This is a genomic window from Geothrix sp. PMB-07 (genome assembly GCF_030758935.1).
Classification (GTDB): domain Bacteria; phylum Acidobacteriota; class Holophagae; order Holophagales; family Holophagaceae; genus Geothrix.
The window spans coordinates 29,655-43,604 of sequence record NZ_CP132333.1 but is presented as its reverse complement, the minus strand read 5'-3'; the positions used below and the strand labels follow the sequence as shown (position 1 = coordinate 43,604).

Here is a 13,950-nt window from a genome sequence, read left to right as displayed (position 1 = left end):
CCCTCCGCGCAGTGCATCAGCCAGAGATGGGCCTCATCCAGATGGAAAAGGGCAGGGTTGAGGGGCGGAGTCTTCATCCCTTGCCGGAGGCCAGCAGGGCTTTGAGGCCCACGGGGTAGAGGGGTTCCACCACCTCGCGCACGGCGGCGGCGTACTGCTGGATCTCCCATTGGGCGTGGCCATCGGCCCGCAGGCGGATGAAGTGCGCCACGGCCTGGAGGCTGACCGTCCAGTAGACCTCGGAGTACAGCGCCACTGGCAGCACGCAGCGGGCCTGTTCGCGGCATACGCCCAGCGAGATCAGTTCCTTGTAGTGGGCCACGGAACTGCGGCAACTCTCCAGGTAGCTCTCCAGGGCCCGGCCGCGGTTCGCCTCGGCGATCTCGCCCTCGCTGCCCTGCTTGTTCACCTTGGCCTGCTGGCGGAAGGCGGCGGGCACGAAGAACTCATCCTCGGGGAATTCCACGTAGCGGCCCGAGATCTCGTTGAACTCGGAACCGATGCGGTGCTTCATCCACTGCCGGAACACGAAGATCGGCGCCTTCACGTGCAGGGTCAGGGCCGTGTGGCGGAAGGGCGAGGTGTGCTCATGCTCGGCCAGGTATTCCACCAGCTTGGCGTCGCCCTCTTCGAAAGCCTCCTTCTTCTTGCCGAAGGACACCCGCGCCGCGTTCACCACCGACAAATCCGAGCCCATATGGTCGATGAGGCGCACGAAGCCTTTGTCCAGAACCTTGATCTCGGGGTGCGCCATGGCGAAGACTCCTGGCTTCTAGCGTATCGCGCTGGAAATGCCCCGAGGGAAAAGCCTGTTTGGCCACGGATGGACATGGATTCACACGGATCAAAGCCAGTTAGGAGGGCCCTGATTCCAGCGCGGCGGCCCGCCGGGGCCCCCTGGTATCCTGGGGGATTCCCGGAGACTTCCATGAAGTTCTTTATCGACACCGCCAACATCGACGAGATCAAGCGCATCAACGCCCTGGGCGTGCTGGACGGCGTCACCACGAACCCCAGCCTCATCGCCAAGGAGACTGGCAAGCCCTTCGAGACCATCATCGAGGAGATCTGTCAGATCGTGGATGGCCCCATCAGCGCCGAGGTCATCGGCCTGGAAGCCCCGGGCATGATCGAGGAGGGCAAGCGCCTGGCCAAGATCCACAAGAATGTGGTCGTGAAGCTGCCCCTCATCGCCGAGGGCCTGAAGGCCTGCAAGGCGCTCACGGCCGAGGGCATCAGGACCAACGTCACCCTCTGCTTCAGCTCCACCCAGGCCCTCATGGCCGCCAAGGCCGGCGCCACCTACGTGAGCCCCTTCGTGGGCCGCCTGGACGACATCAACCTGGAAGGCATGGACCTCATCCGTGAGATCTGCGCCATCTACGAGAACTATGCCTTCGACACCCAGGTGCTCTCGGCCAGCATCCGCAGCCCCCGCCACGTCACCGACTCGGCCCTGGCCGGCGCCCATGTGGCCACCATCCCCACCAAGGTCTTCGATCAGATGATCAAGCACCCCCTGACCGACAAGGGCATCGAGGGCTTCCTGGCCGACTGGAAGAAGAGCGGCCGGTAGCCCGCGAGGCCAACCATGCGCCGTTCCTGTCTTGCCGTGCTGACCCTGGCACTGGGTTTCCAGGGCCTCCTTGCCCAGGCGCCAGCCTCCAAGCCCCCGAGCGCCTGCATTTTCTGCAAGATCGTGGCGGGCCAGGCCCCGTCCAAGAAAGTCTACGAAGATCCCTACGTCCTGGCCTTCTGGGACATCCAGCCCCGGGCGAAAGTTCATCTGCTGGTCATCCCCAAGCAGCATGTGGCCAGCCTGAAGGAACTGGATGACCTGCCGGTGGAGGCCCGCGCGGCCCTGCTGAGCACCTGCGTCAAAGTGGCCAAGGACCAGGGCATTCTCGACAAGGGCTTCCGGGTGATCACCAACGCAGGCAAGGATGCCAACCAGAGCGTGTTCCACCTCCACTTCCATGTGGTGGGCGGCGAACAGCTGCGGGAGGACGCCATCACCAGGGACCCCGAACCCAAGCCCTGACCGGCCACCGATGACATTCCGTCAATTCGCTGGCCAGAATGTCGCATTCGTGACCGAATCGTAAATTGATCCCCGTTAGCATGGCCCCTTGCTGAATTCTTGGCTTTGAGGTGTCCCATGGATGCGATCACGACCGTTCTTCGCCGCTGTGAAATCTTTTCCGGGCTGTCCGACACGGATCTGAGCCTCATTGCGCGCACCGCGAAACAGAGGGAAGTGCCCGCGGGCACGGTTCTGTTCAACCAGGGCGAGCCCCGTCTGGGCACCACCGTCATCGTTGAGGGCCGGGTGGAAATCAGCCGCGACAACGGTGATGGCCCCGAACCCGTGGTGATCCTGGGCCCCGGAGATGTGGCGGGCGAACAGTCCTTCCTGGCCGTCAGCACCCACACGGCCTCCGGCAAGGCCCTCACCGCGGCTGTGCTCATCGACCTTGACCGCGAGGCCGTCCTGCAAAGCCTCAGCACCGATGGCGCCGCCGCCATCGCCGTGCTGAGCAAGGTCGCCAACGTCATGCACCAGCGCCTGCTCTACTCGGCCACGCCCCGCACGGGCCGCGAGCAGGCCTATGCCAGCGGCCGCACCCGCAAGGAATCCGACCTGCTCGGCACCCTGGAAGTGCCTGAGGATGCTCTGTTCGGCGTGCAAACCCTCCGCGCCGTCCACAACTTCCCCATCACCGGCACCCCCACCGCCCACTTCCCCGCCATGATCCGCGCCCTGGCCATGGTCAAACAGGGCGCCGCCCGGGCCAATGCCCGCCTCGGTCTGTTGGAACCACCGGTGGCCGACGCCATCGACCGCGCCTGCCAGGAGATCATCGACGGCCACTGGCACGGCCACTTCCCCACCGACATGGTGCAGGGCGGCGCAGGCACTTCCACCAACATGAACGCCAACGAGGTGATCGCCAACCGCGCCCTGGAGTTGTTGGGCCACAACCGCGGCGAGTACGCCTTCTGCCACCCCAATGACCACGTGAACCTGGGCCAGAGCACCAACGACGTCTATCCCACCGCCCTGCGCCTCAGCACCATCTTCATGCTGAAGAGCCTGCTGGAGGCCATGGATCGACTGAAGGGCGCCCTGCACGCCAAGGGCCGGGAATTCTCCGATGTCATCAAGATGGGTCGCACCCAGTTGCAGGACGCCGTACCCATGACCCTGGGCCAAGAGTTCGAGGCCTACGCTGTCACCACCGGCGAGGATATCCTCCGCCTGCAGGAAACCGCCCGCCTCTTCCTGGAAGTGAACATGGGCGGCACGGCCATCGGCACGGGCATCTGCGCCGATCCGCGCTACCCCGAAACGGTGGTGGAGGAGCTGCGCAAGGTGACCGGGCTGGACATCGTCCTCGCCGAGAACCTGGTGGAAGCCACGCCGGATACCGGCGCCTTTGTGATGTTCTCCGGCGTGGTTAAGCGTGCCGCCGTGAAGCTCAGCAAGCTCTGCAACGATCTCCGCCTGCTCAGCAGCGGCCCCCGCTGCGGCTTCGGCGAGATCAACCTGCCCGCCATGCAGCCCGGCAGCAGCATCATGCCCGGCAAGGTGAATCCCGTGATCCCCGAGGTGGTGAACCAGGTGGCCTTCTCGGTCATCGGCAACGACCTCACCATCACTTTGGCCGCCGAAGCCGGCCAGCTGCAGCTCAACGTCATGGAGCCCATCCTCGCCTACAGCTTGGCCACCAGCCTGAAGACGCTGACGGCCGCCGTGAACGTGCTCACCACCAAGTGCATCGTGGGCATCACCGCCAACCGCGAGCGCTGCCTCGACCTGGTGGAGCGCAGCATCGGCATCGTCACCGCCGTCATGCCTGCCATCGGCTACAAGAAGGCCACGGAAGTGGCGAAGGAAGCCCTGGACACCGGCGTGCCCGTGCGCGAACTCATCCTCCGCAAGGGCTACCTGACTCCTGAAGACCTGGACGAGGCCCTCAGCCTCGTGGCCATGACCCAGCCCCGGGCCATCCGGTAGATCCGTTCCGGTTAACCTGAGGGCTCCCCCCTTGCTGGAGCCCTCATGTCACGCGTTCTGACCCTCATCCTGGGCTCTGCCCTTTGCCTCGCCGCGCAGGAGCCGGTCAAGCCAGAAACGGCCCCGGCCCCAGCGGTGTCCACACCCGTGGCGCCTGTGACGCCTGCCGTTGCAGCGGAACCAGCCCCCAATCCAGCGCCCAAAGCGCTCGCGCCGAAAGCCGCCCTCCTTGATGACGGCCTGTTGGATCCATCCTGGTTCGGAGAAGGCATCACCTTCACCAAGGGTGATGATGTGGACTACGCGTGGGTCAAACCCGGCCTGGATCTTACCGGTCGCGTGCTGTTCATGAAGCCCTGGGAAGACCCCGCCATGCTGCGGAAAGGCAGGGATGGCAAGGACAACGCCAAGGCCACCGAACTCACGGACAGCTTTCCGGGCATGCTCCGTGGCGCCTTGACCGGAGCGTTCAATGGCCGAGTCAAGGTGAGCCGGACAGACGGTGATCTAATCTTGGTGGGCCGCTTTGTGGATGCCAATGCCGGAAGCAAGGCGGCCAAGTGGCTCAACGGGCTGGGCGCCGGCAGCGAGACCGCCACCTGGGACCTCAAGGTCGTCGACACCAAGACCGGCGAGCTGTTGCTGGCGGTCCACCACCGGTCCATCAGCGGCACTGCCATGAGCAACATCCAGGACAAACTCGTGAAGTGGGCTGACAAGTTCGCCACCTTTGTGGCCACCCGGGCCGTGAAGTAAAAACGATTTCTGCCACAAATGGACACGCATGAACACGGATGAAATGCGCCGTATCCCATCCGTGTTGATCAGTGTTCATCCGTGGCTATACACCCCGCATCGGGCTTCGTAATGGGGTGCGTTAGACTGTCGGCAGATCCCCAGATCCGCCGACCGTTTTTTGTGCCCCGGAGTACCCATGTCCCTCGACAAGAAAATCCAGCTGCTGAAGGCCAAACACGCCCAGGCCCTGGCCGGGGGTGGGGAAGTCCGAATCCAGAAGCAGCACGAGGGCGGCAAGCTGACGGCCCGGGAACGGGTGGCGGCTTTTCTGGATGAGGGCTCCTTCGAGGAGATGGACGCGCTGATGGTGCACCGCAACTGGGGCGTGGAGAAGATCCCGGGCGACGGCGTCATCACGGGCTTCGGCCGCGTGGATGGCCGCCCGGTGGCGGTCTTCGCCCAGGATTTCACCGTGTTCGGCGGCTCGCTCTCCGAGGCCTACGCCAAGAAGATCTGCAAGGTGATGGACCTCGCCATGAAGGTGGGCTGCCCCGTCGTGGGCCTCAACGACAGCGGTGGCGCCCGCATCCAAGAAGGCGTGGTGAGCCTCGGCGGCTACGCCGACATCTTCCTGCGCAACACCCTGGCCAGCGGCGTCATCCCCCAGCTCAGCCTCATCATGGGGCCGTGTGCTGGAGGAGCCGTCTACAGCCCCGCCATCACCGACTTCATCACCATGGTGAAGGGCACCAGCTATATGTTCGTGACCGGTCCGGATGTCATCAAGGCGGTCACCCACGAGGAGGTCACCAAAGAGGAGCTGGGCGGCGCCGCCACCCACAGCGCCAAGAGCGGCGTGGCCCACTTCGTCTGTCCCAGCGACCTCGCCGCCCTGGCCCACGCGCGGGAGCTGCTCTCCTACCTGCCCAGCAACAACCTGGGGGAGGCGCCCCGGCGCGCGCCCCAGCGCGACATGCCCCTGGAGAACCCCGAGCTCGACACCATCATTCCCGACGATTCGAGCAAGCCCTACGACATCCGCGACATCATCAAGGGCGTCATGGACGATGGGCACTTCTTCGAGGTACACGAGGCCTTCGCGCCCAACCTTGTCGTCGGCTTCGCCCGCATCGACGGGCGCAGCGTGGGCATCGTGGCCAACCAGCCCGCCTACTACGCAGGGGTGCTGGACATCGCCTCCAGCGAGAAGGGCGCCCGCTTCGTGCGCTTCTGCGACGCCTTCAATATCCCGCTCATCACCTTCGAGGATGTGCCGGGCTTCCTGCCGGGCGTCACCCAGGAGCACGGCGGCATCATCCGCCACGGCGCCAAGCTGCTCTTCGCCTTCTGCGAGGCCACGGTGCCCAAGATCACGGTCATCACCCGCAAGGCCTACGGCGGCGCCTACTGCGTGATGGCCAGCAAGCACATCCGCACGGACTTCAACTTCGCCTATCCCACCGCCGAGATCGCCGTCATGGGCGCCGAGGGGGCCATGAACGTGCTGCACGGAAAGTCCATCGCCATCGCCCCGGATCCCGCCGCGAAAAAGGCCGAGCTCATCGCCGAGTACAACGAGAAGTTCGCCAACCCCTACATCGCCGCCGAGCATGGCTTCGTGGACGAAGTCATCCTGCCCCGAGAGACGCGCCTGAAGCTCATCAAGGCCCTGGCGTTCCTCGAAACCAAGCGCGACACCATGCCGCCCAAGAAGCATGGGAACATCCCTTTGTAGGATTCCCAGGGGGCCCCATGCGACCGATTCTCCTCTGCCTCGCCCTGCCCCTGTTTGGGCAGGATGGTACTGCCGCCTACTTCAAGGGTGATCCCAAAGCCATCATGGCCCAGTGCGCGGACCGGGCCCGGGCCATGAACCTGAATGATTCCCGCAGCCTGGCGGAGTTGGGCCGGGGCTACCTCCTGGCCGGACAGCGGGAGAAGGCCGAGGCCAGCTTCAAGGCCGCGATCCAATCCGACCCCAAGGACGGGGAAACCCATCGGCTCATCGCCGTGGCATGGCTTTCCGCAGGCCTGCGCGAGGAGGGCTTCGCCGCCCTGAAGACCATGCAGACCGCCGATCCCAAGGCCCGGAACGTGTTCAAGCACGCCGCCGTCAATCTGCTGGATGCGGGCTTCACGGAAGAGGCGATCACCCTCATGGATCGCGCCTGGGCGCTGGATGTCACCGACTATCACAATGGGTTGGATTTCGCCCATGCGGCCCTGCGGAACCGCCATTGGGACCTCGCGGCCAAGTGGATGGAGCGGGCCCATACCCTGGATCCCAAGGACTGGCACGATCACCTCGATTTCGCACGGGCAGCCTTGCGCCTGGGCCAGCAGGATCTCGCCTGCCTCTACCTGGAGCGCACGGTGAAAGCCCGCCCCAAGGAGGCCCGCGCCTGGAGCGAAATCATGCTTCTATTCGCGGAAATGCAGAACCCCTCCTGGGGCGCCCATCCCTGAGGGAGCCCACCCGCGGCGGATGTGTCCTATCATGGCGCACACCCCGGAGTTCCCATGCGCCGCCTCGCCCTGTGCCTGCTGGCCCTGCCTTTGTGTTCTCAGGCACTGGACGAAGCCGCCTTCAAGGGCGATGCCCGCAAACTGGCGGGCAGCTGCGCGGACCGGGCGCGGTTGCTGCGGCCCAAGGACGCGAAGATGCTCGCGGAGTATGGCCGGGCCTTCCTGGCGGCGGGAGAGAAGGCCAAAGCGGAGGACTGCTTCCAGCTGGCCCGCATCGACAAACCCAAGGATGCCGACGTCCACCGCCTCATCGCCGTGGCCTACCTGCGGGCCAACCTTCGCAGCGAGGGGCTGAAGGCCATCGCCGACATGCAGGCCGCCGATCCCAAGGACAAGAACGCCTTCACCCGCGCCGCCGTCAACCTGCAGGATGCGGGCCTGACCAAGGAAGCCGACGGCCTCATGGAACGGGCCTGGATCCTCGATCCCTCGGATTGGCAGAACTGTGTGGCCTATGGCCGGAGCTGCCTGCGCAAAGGCCACCGCGACAGTGCCGCCAGGTGGTTCGCCCGCGCCAGCCAGGCCAAGCCCCAGGAGGAGCGCATGTGGAACGCCATCGCCCTCGCCTACGCCGATCACGGCGCCGAGCCGAGCTAGGAGTCGCCATGCGCGCCACCCATCTCCCCTTCGCTTTCACCGCCCTTGTCCTCTGTGCCCAGGCACCGAAACCTGCCGCCGTGGTGTTCAACGAGGCCTTCTTCGCCGGCGATCGCCGGACCATTCTCGAGGGCTGCGCCGACAAGGCCTGTTCCATCAAGCCGAAGGACGCCAGGTACCTCGCCGAATGCGGGCGGGCCTACCTCGCCGCCATGGACCGGCCCCGGGCCACGGAGGCCTTCAAGGAGGCGGAATCCCGCGAAGCCAAGGACGGGCAGGTGCTGCGCCTCATCGCCCAGGCCTGGTTGAAGCACGGCTACAAGAGCGAGGCGCTCGAAGGCTACGAGAAGATCGCTGCCCGGGATCCCAAGAACAAAGAAGCCCTTACTCAAGCCGCGGTGGACTTGGCGGAAGTGGGCCTGGTCAACGAATCCGAACGCTACATGGGTGCCGTCGCCGCGCTGGACAAGGATGGCTGGGAGCGTTTCCTGGCCTTTGGCCGGGCCCTGCTGGTGGCCGGACAGCGCAAAAAAGCCGCCGTCTGGTTCGCCCGGGCCGCGACCCTGAAACCCAACGAGGAAAAACTCTTCTTGGAAATCTCCCGCGCCTTCGCGGAAACCCAAAGCGTGATGTAGCGCTCAACCTCGGGCGCGCCCCGCCGTAGCCCGGACTTCCAGGAGCACCCATGCCCCATTGGCTCACCGCCTGTTTCCTCGACGAGCAGGGCCGCGTCCGCAGTGGCTGGAAGGTGGTCGGGTTCATCACGCTCACCATGGCCATCGGCATCCTCGCCAGTCTGATCGCCGGACTCCTTCACGTTCCGCGCTGGGCCGGCCTGGGTGTGTGGGTCAGCGCGGGCATCGGGGCGCTGGCAAGCCTCGTCTGCGTGAAGCTGGAACGGCGCTCCTTCCGCGATCTGGGTTTTCACCTGGGTTCGCGGTGGCTGGGTGAACTGGCCGCGGGCACCGCCACGGGTATCCTGCTGATCCTGCTCACGGCGCTGCTGGTGAAGGGCCTGGACGGCTTCCACTGGGAACGCGCCGTGGCCGTGGGTCCCAGGCAGGTGCTCATGGCCGCGCTGATGTTCTTGGGCGTGGGCTTCAACGAGGAACTCATGTCCCGGGGCTACCCCTTTCAGCGCCTGGTGGAGGGCGCGGGCCCCTGGGTGGGCCAGCTGGTCTTCGCGGCCCTCTTCGCCCTCATGCACTGGGGCAACCCGGGCATGCACGGTGCCACCAAGATCTGGGCCACGGTGAACATCGGCCTCGCGGCCATCCTGCTGGGCTTCTGCTACCTGCGCACCCGCAGCCTGGCCCTGCCCATTGGAGTACACCTGGGCTGGAACTGGGCCCAGGGCAGCCTGCTCGGCTTCGGCGTCAGCGGCACCACGGACATCAAGGGCATCTGGACGCCGGTCTTCCACGGCAAGCCCGAATGGCTTACGGGCGGCGCCTTCGGCCTGGAGGCCAGCGCCATCTGCACTCTGGTTTGCGGCCTGGCCATCCTGGGCCTGTGGCGATGGAAGGGCTCGACAGCCGAGGAACCCGTCAGCGCCGATGCTTCCACTGCTTCGGCGTCTTGATGCCGGAGCCCATCACCAGCCGCATCTCGCTGGTGGGCACGAAGCCCATGCGCTGGTAAAGGCCTTCCGCCTCCAGGCTGGCGTGCAATTCCATGATCTCGATACCCAGCTCCCGGGCCAGATCCAGCGCCGCGTCCGTGAGCCGCGCCGCCAAGCCCTGGCGCCGGTGCGAGGGCTCTGTGTAGACGTTGAACAGATAACCCCTCACGGACAGCGGCGTCACCGGCGTCGGCACAGACTCCTTCAGCAGCAAGAGCACACTGGCCACCACGCGACCGGCGTCTTCCAGCACCAGGCCCCGGCACTGACCGGTCACCAGCCAGCCTCGCAACTGATGCCGGAAGGCTTCCGCCATGCGTTTCAAACCTTCCTCGGCACCCATGTCCATATCCCGGAACATGGCTACGCGGTGGGCCACGTGGGTTTCCAGATCCGCTGGGGTTGAGGGGCGCAGTGTCGGGCTCATGACCGACAGTCTAGGCGTTATCCTGAACCATGCACTATGCAGCGCTTGCCTCGGGTTCCAAGGGGAACTGCCATGCCCTGTCCGATGGCGAGCGTACGCTCCTCATCGATGCAGGCATTTCCCTGCGCCAGATCCGACAGCGGCTGGAAGGGCTGGGACGCAATGCCGACGCGGTTCAGGCGCTGGCTCTGACCCATGAACATTCCGATCATATCGGCGCCCTGGCGGTCATCCTGCGCCGCACCGACTGGGCGATCCTTGCCACCTCGGAGACCCGGAAAGCCGCCGAGAAGGCCCAGGGTGTCCAGATTCCGAGTCATCGCTGGATCGAACTGGAAGCAGGCAAGGCCGCGGACTGGCACGGCTGGCGCGTGCTCCCCTTCGCCCTGCCCCACGATGCGGCAGACCCTGTGGCCTATCGGGTGGAAACCGTTGACTGCGCCTGCGCCGTGGTGACGGATCTGGGCCACCCCACCGCCCTGGTGGCAGACCATCTCCAGGAACTCGATCTGCTGGTGCTGGAGGCCAACCACGATGTGGACATGCTGCGCGAAGGGGACTACCCCCCGCACCTCAAAGCCCGCATCCTGAGCCGCGTGGGCCACCTCAGCAACGCCTCCATGGCCGAGCTGCTGGCCAAGGTCTGTTCCCCGCGCCTGCGCCAAGTGGTACTGGCCCACCTCAGCGAATCCAACAACCATCCCGACCTGGCCCGCTTCGCCGCGGAGGAGGTCCTTCGCGGCACCGCCACCGCCCTGCACCTGGCCCACCAGCGGGAACCCCTGGCCCTCATCACCGCACCAGCCTAAGAGCCCCCATGATCCGACCATTCCTCGCCCTGCTCATGCTGTCGCTGCCCCTGGCCGCCCAGGCGCCGCCACCCCTGAGGGAAGTGGTCGAGCGCTTCGACAATGCCCAGGCCCAGGCCCAAACCCTGCAGTGCCCCTTCACCCTCACGCTCCACCGGGCCCTGCTCAAGACACCTTCGGTCACCAAGGGCACCATGTATCTCCAGGGCTCCGATTTCGCCCACTTCGCCTTCCAGCCCCCGGAGGATCTGATCCTCCACCTCACGCCCAAGGCCCTCATTTCCTACAGCCCAGAGGCCCGCGAAGGCGAGCTCATGAAGATCGGCTTCATCAAGAACTCCGACCGGAAATTCCTGGGCCTGGGCCAGAAACTAAGCTACCTGTCCGACTACTTCCAGATCACCCTCAGCGATGCCAAAGATGTTTCCAATGCCTGGTATCTGGCCCTATCACCCCGCACCCTGTCCCTGAAAAAGCGCCTTCAGGTGCTGAACCTCTGGGTGGACAAGGAGACCTGGCTGCCCCGTCAGGTCCAGTGGATCGAGCGCTCCGGCGACTCCTGGTTCCTGGAGCTGGGCGCGCTGAAAATCAACCAACCCCTGCCTTCCAGCGTGACCGGGTTCAAGCTGCCGGAAGGCATCCCCCTCCGCAGCGAATTCAGCTTCTTCGCCACGCGCAAGAAGTAGGGATACACTGCAACTGCTTCTCGAGGGGCCCGATGATCGTGGTGTGCCCGGCCTGCCAGGCCCGCTTCCAATACGATGACAACCGCTTCGGCGCCGCCCGCGCCAAGCGATTCAAGTGCCCCAAATGCAGCCATGTGTTCGAGGTGCTGAACCCGGGTTTGTCGCCCGTCATGCCCCCTGAACCCGAAGAGGTCGTCATGGCGCCCTTCCTGCCCCAAGATGGCCCCACGCCACCCGCACCTGTACCCTCCGCCCGCACCACCGCCAAGCGCGACCGCGAGGCCATGCTGGTCGCGGCCGGTCTGCAAGTGCCGGGCATGCCCCCGGGATTGAAATTCACCCTGGCTTTCCTGAGCGGGCCCCAGGCCTCCACGGTGCAGGTGCTGGAAGGCCCCCGCACCATCATCGGCCGCGAGGAAGGGGATGTGGTGACGCGGGATCCGGAAACCTCGCGCCGCCATGCCCTGCTGGAAATCCACCGGGATGGCACGGTGTGGATCAGCGATCAGGAATCCACCAACGGCACGCTGGTCAATGGCGAACGCATCACTGCGCCGGTGCAACTCTCCAGCCAGCAGGAGTTCACGTGCGGGAACAGCACCTTCATGCTGCTCATCCGCAACACGGAAGAATTCCAACTCCACTGAGATCCTCATGACGTCTGATCCCTACGCGCCCTACCTCCGCCAGGCGGATGACCTCTTCGCCCAGGGGGATCTCGTCAAGGCCGGCCAGATCTGGCAGGCCGTACTCAAGCAGCAGCCCAACCACACCGAAGCCCGCGAACGCCTGTTGGCCTTGAAGCAGCGTCTGCTCGCGCTCCGCGCCGCAGAAGAAGCCGCCGCTGCGGCCCCCGCTCCCGCTCCAACCGCGCCCCCATGGCCACCGAGCCCGGTCCCATCACCGCAGCCCATCGCACCGGTCCCAGCCCCAGCCGCTGTGGCTCCTCCGCCGGAACCCGACTCGGCGCCCATCGAGGTGGCGCCTCCCGAACCAGAACCATCCAACGTTTTTGAGGCCCGTCTCACGGCCCCGGAGGCGCCTCTCCAGCTGGACCAGGGCCGCGTCGTGACCGGCGGGCTGGATCCCGAACGCCTCGTGGCCGAAGGCTGCACCCTCTACGACATGGGTCAGCTGGAGGATGCCCTCAAGAAATGGGAGGGCGCCCTGACGTTGGATCCCGCTCATGCCTTGGCCCGCGGCTATGCCAACGGCGCGCGGCGGGAACTGGGCCTGCCCCCCCTTCAGGCCGCCGCCGTGCCAGTCCCCGCGACCGGAGCCCTCCCCGAAGGTGAAGAGGACATCGACAAATTGCTGCGGGAAGCGGTCCAGCTCTACGACATGGGACTGACCGAAGAAGCCATCACCAAGTGGGAGCGCGTCCTCGTGCTGGAACCCCACCGCCAGGAGATCGAAGGCTACCTCCGCGAAGCCCGCAAGGAAGCCAGCCTCAGCGCCTCCAGCCCCACCGTCATCCCACAGGCGCCCACCCCTGCCCCCGCTTCCGAGGCCCTGGATCTCAAGCTGCGACAGGCGGAGCACCTGCTCACCCTTCAACGCCACGAGGAGGCGGCCTTCACCTTCCAGCAGGCCCTGGGTTTGGATCCCGGCAACGCCCGCGCCCTCCAGGGCCTGGAACGCTGCCGCAAACCCGCCCGGCCCAGTGCCGCGGCCCCGGAGCCCCGCCAGGCCCCGGCCCCCGTGATGAGCTTCGACGCGCAGGGCCGCATTGCCATGGCCGACGAGGAGACCCTGCACCTCTACGAGCCCCAGGGTGTGGAGCCTCCCGCGGCCCTGCTCCAGGCCACTCCGCCCCCCCGCAAGGGCCTGTCCCTCCCGGATCGCCTGAGCGGCCTCACCGAACAGATGCCCTGGCTCAAAGACACCAAGATTCTGGCCATCGCCGGTGGCAGCGCCGTGGTGCTGATCCTGACCCTGAGCCTCGTCCACAACTACCGGAAGGACCAGGCCCTGAAGGAAGAGGTGCGTGCCGCCCGAGCCGCCGCTGTGGCCCCCGTGGCCCAGCAGGCCCAGGCCCCCGATCTCGCCGAATCCCCCGCCTCCATCCGGCAAGAGGCCGAAGCCGCCCTGGTCGTCGACCCCCTGCGCGCCTACCTCCGCGCGGAGACCTTCGTCAGCCGAAATTCCGGAGACACCTCCGGGGCGCAGCTCCTGGAAAAGGCCCGCGAGGGCCTGGCCGGCGGCGTCACCGGCGCCAGTCTGCCGGAGTTTCAGAAGCACCTGCAGAACGGCGATCTGGAAGCCGCCTACAAGGTTCTGGATGCCCTGCTGCGGGCCCACCCGGAAGACACCGATTTGAGGGCCCGGGGGGGGCGATTGCACCTGGCGCTATGTTCGGTGCACGCAAACCAGGGCAAGTGGGATGAAGCCCAGGACGACCTGCTGCGAGGGCGGGCCCTCTTCCCCAACGACAAGGGCTGGTCGCTCCGCCTCAAGCTGCTGGAGCGCATCAAAGCCATGCCCAAAGAGCAGCGCCCCGCCTGGATTTCCCTGCTCGGGTAGCCCCA

The 13,950-nt window shown here is 65.9% G+C and carries 15 protein-coding genes; 13 read left to right on the top strand and 2 right to left on the bottom strand.

What is annotated here, in order from left to right:
• Nucleotides 1–73 precede the first annotated feature (73 nt).
• The gene (gene thyX / locus Q9293_RS00230) at nucleotides 74–754 is read right to left on the bottom strand and encodes an FAD-dependent thymidylate synthase (protein ID WP_306249156.1); all 681 of its coding nucleotides are present in this window, start codon (nucleotides 752–754) and stop codon (nucleotides 74–76) included.
• A 174-nt stretch (nucleotides 755–928) separates the two neighbouring features.
• On the opposite strand from thyX, the gene fsa reads away from it, so the two are divergent.
• From fsa to Q9293_RS00185, 9 genes are all read left to right on the top strand, one after another.
• On the top strand, nucleotides 929–1,576 hold the full coding sequence (fsa, locus tag Q9293_RS00225) for a fructose-6-phosphate aldolase (RefSeq protein WP_306249155.1): 648 nt from the start codon (nucleotides 929–931) through the stop codon (nucleotides 1,574–1,576).
• Between the two features lie 51 nt (nucleotides 1,577–1,627).
• Nucleotides 1,628–2,041: a histidine triad nucleotide-binding protein gene (locus Q9293_RS00220; RefSeq protein WP_372342182.1), complete on the top strand. Its 414-nt coding sequence runs from the start codon at nucleotides 1,628–1,630 to the stop codon at nucleotides 2,039–2,041.
• Between the two features lie 117 nt (nucleotides 2,042–2,158).
• Nucleotides 2,159–4,018, top strand: coding sequence for an aspartate ammonia-lyase (locus tag Q9293_RS00215; RefSeq protein ID WP_306249153.1), 1,860 nt, complete (start codon nucleotides 2,159–2,161; stop codon nucleotides 4,016–4,018).
• Nucleotides 4,019–4,063: 45 nt separating this feature from the next.
• Nucleotides 4,064–4,774, top strand: coding sequence for a DUF4410 domain-containing protein (locus Q9293_RS00210; RefSeq protein ID WP_306249152.1), 711 nt, complete (start codon nucleotides 4,064–4,066; stop codon nucleotides 4,772–4,774).
• Nucleotides 4,775–4,952: 178 nt separating this feature from the next.
• Nucleotides 4,953–6,491 carry an acyl-CoA carboxylase subunit beta gene (locus Q9293_RS00205; RefSeq protein WP_306249151.1) on the top strand — a complete coding sequence of 513 codons (1,539 nt, stop codon included), beginning with the start codon at nucleotides 4,953–4,955 and terminating at the stop codon, nucleotides 6,489–6,491.
• 17 nt (nucleotides 6,492–6,508) lie between these two features.
• Nucleotides 6,509–7,222, top strand: a complete 714-nt coding sequence (locus Q9293_RS00200) for a lipopolysaccharide assembly protein LapB (protein WP_306249150.1) — start codon at nucleotides 6,509–6,511, stop codon at nucleotides 7,220–7,222.
• 54 nt (nucleotides 7,223–7,276) lie between these two features.
• Nucleotides 7,277–7,879: a tetratricopeptide repeat protein gene (locus Q9293_RS00195; protein ID WP_306249149.1), complete on the top strand. Its 603-nt coding sequence runs from the start codon at nucleotides 7,277–7,279 to the stop codon at nucleotides 7,877–7,879.
• A gap of 8 nt (nucleotides 7,880–7,887) precedes the next feature.
• Entirely contained in the window at nucleotides 7,888–8,514 is a 627-nt protein-coding gene (locus tag Q9293_RS00190; RefSeq protein ID WP_306249148.1) for a lipopolysaccharide assembly protein LapB, read from the top strand.
• Nucleotides 8,515–8,564: 50 nt separating this feature from the next.
• Nucleotides 8,565–9,461, top strand: coding sequence for a CPBP family intramembrane glutamic endopeptidase (locus Q9293_RS00185; RefSeq protein ID WP_306249147.1), 897 nt, complete (start codon nucleotides 8,565–8,567; stop codon nucleotides 9,459–9,461).
• On the opposite strand, the gene Q9293_RS00180 is transcribed toward Q9293_RS00185, so the two are convergent.
• Complete coding sequence (locus Q9293_RS00180) at nucleotides 9,427–9,879, bottom strand: GNAT family N-acetyltransferase (RefSeq protein ID WP_306249146.1); 453 nt, start codon at nucleotides 9,877–9,879, stop codon at nucleotides 9,427–9,429. The genes Q9293_RS00185 and Q9293_RS00180 overlap by 35 nt on opposite strands.
• A gap of 77 nt (nucleotides 9,880–9,956) precedes the next feature.
• On the opposite strand from Q9293_RS00180, the gene Q9293_RS00175 reads away from it, so the two are divergent.
• Genes Q9293_RS00175 through Q9293_RS00160 form a run of 4 tightly spaced genes read left to right on the top strand, consistent with a single transcriptional unit; the run spans nucleotide 9,957 to nucleotide 13,945 of the window.
• Nucleotides 9,957–10,736, top strand: coding sequence for an MBL fold metallo-hydrolase (locus tag Q9293_RS00175; protein ID WP_306249145.1), 780 nt, complete (start codon nucleotides 9,957–9,959; stop codon nucleotides 10,734–10,736).
• Nucleotides 10,737–10,744: 8 nt separating this feature from the next.
• A complete protein-coding gene (locus tag Q9293_RS00170) occupies nucleotides 10,745–11,422 on the top strand; it encodes an outer membrane lipoprotein carrier protein LolA (protein ID WP_306249144.1) in 678 nt (225 codons plus the stop codon).
• Between the two features lie 32 nt (nucleotides 11,423–11,454).
• Nucleotides 11,455–12,069, top strand: a complete 615-nt coding sequence (locus Q9293_RS00165) for an FHA domain-containing protein (RefSeq protein WP_306249143.1) — start codon at nucleotides 11,455–11,457, stop codon at nucleotides 12,067–12,069.
• A 7-nt stretch (nucleotides 12,070–12,076) separates the two neighbouring features.
• Nucleotides 12,077–13,945, top strand: coding sequence for a hypothetical protein (locus Q9293_RS00160; protein ID WP_306249142.1), 1,869 nt, complete (start codon nucleotides 12,077–12,079; stop codon nucleotides 13,943–13,945).
• The last annotated feature ends 5 nt before the right edge of the window (nucleotides 13,946–13,950 follow it).

Excerpts from the sequence above, each read along its gene's own strand:
- thyX (WP_306249156.1), bottom strand. The coding sequence starts at position 754 with ATGGCGCACCCCGAGATCAAGGTTCTGGACAAAGGCTTCGTGCGCCTC.
- fsa (WP_306249155.1), top strand. The coding sequence starts at position 929 with ATGAAGTTCTTTATCGACACCGCCAACATCGACGAGATCAAGCGCATC.
- Q9293_RS00215 (WP_306249153.1), top strand. The coding sequence starts at position 2,159 with ATGGATGCGATCACGACCGTTCTTCGCCGCTGTGAAATCTTTTCCGGG.
- Q9293_RS00210 (WP_306249152.1), top strand. The coding sequence starts at position 4,064 with ATGTCACGCGTTCTGACCCTCATCCTGGGCTCTGCCCTTTGCCTCGCC.
- Q9293_RS00205 (WP_306249151.1), top strand. The coding sequence starts at position 4,953 with ATGTCCCTCGACAAGAAAATCCAGCTGCTGAAGGCCAAACACGCCCAG.
- Q9293_RS00200 (WP_306249150.1), top strand. The coding sequence starts at position 6,509 with ATGCGACCGATTCTCCTCTGCCTCGCCCTGCCCCTGTTTGGGCAGGAT.
- Q9293_RS00195 (WP_306249149.1), top strand. The coding sequence starts at position 7,277 with ATGCGCCGCCTCGCCCTGTGCCTGCTGGCCCTGCCTTTGTGTTCTCAG.
- Q9293_RS00190 (WP_306249148.1), top strand. The coding sequence starts at position 7,888 with ATGCGCGCCACCCATCTCCCCTTCGCTTTCACCGCCCTTGTCCTCTGT.
- Q9293_RS00185 (WP_306249147.1), top strand. The coding sequence starts at position 8,565 with ATGCCCCATTGGCTCACCGCCTGTTTCCTCGACGAGCAGGGCCGCGTC.
- Q9293_RS00175 (WP_306249145.1), top strand. The coding sequence starts at position 9,957 with ATGCACTATGCAGCGCTTGCCTCGGGTTCCAAGGGGAACTGCCATGCC.
- Q9293_RS00170 (WP_306249144.1), top strand. The coding sequence starts at position 10,745 with ATGATCCGACCATTCCTCGCCCTGCTCATGCTGTCGCTGCCCCTGGCC.
- Q9293_RS00165 (WP_306249143.1), top strand. The coding sequence starts at position 11,455 with ATGATCGTGGTGTGCCCGGCCTGCCAGGCCCGCTTCCAATACGATGAC.
- Q9293_RS00160 (WP_306249142.1), top strand. The coding sequence starts at position 12,077 with ATGACGTCTGATCCCTACGCGCCCTACCTCCGCCAGGCGGATGACCTC.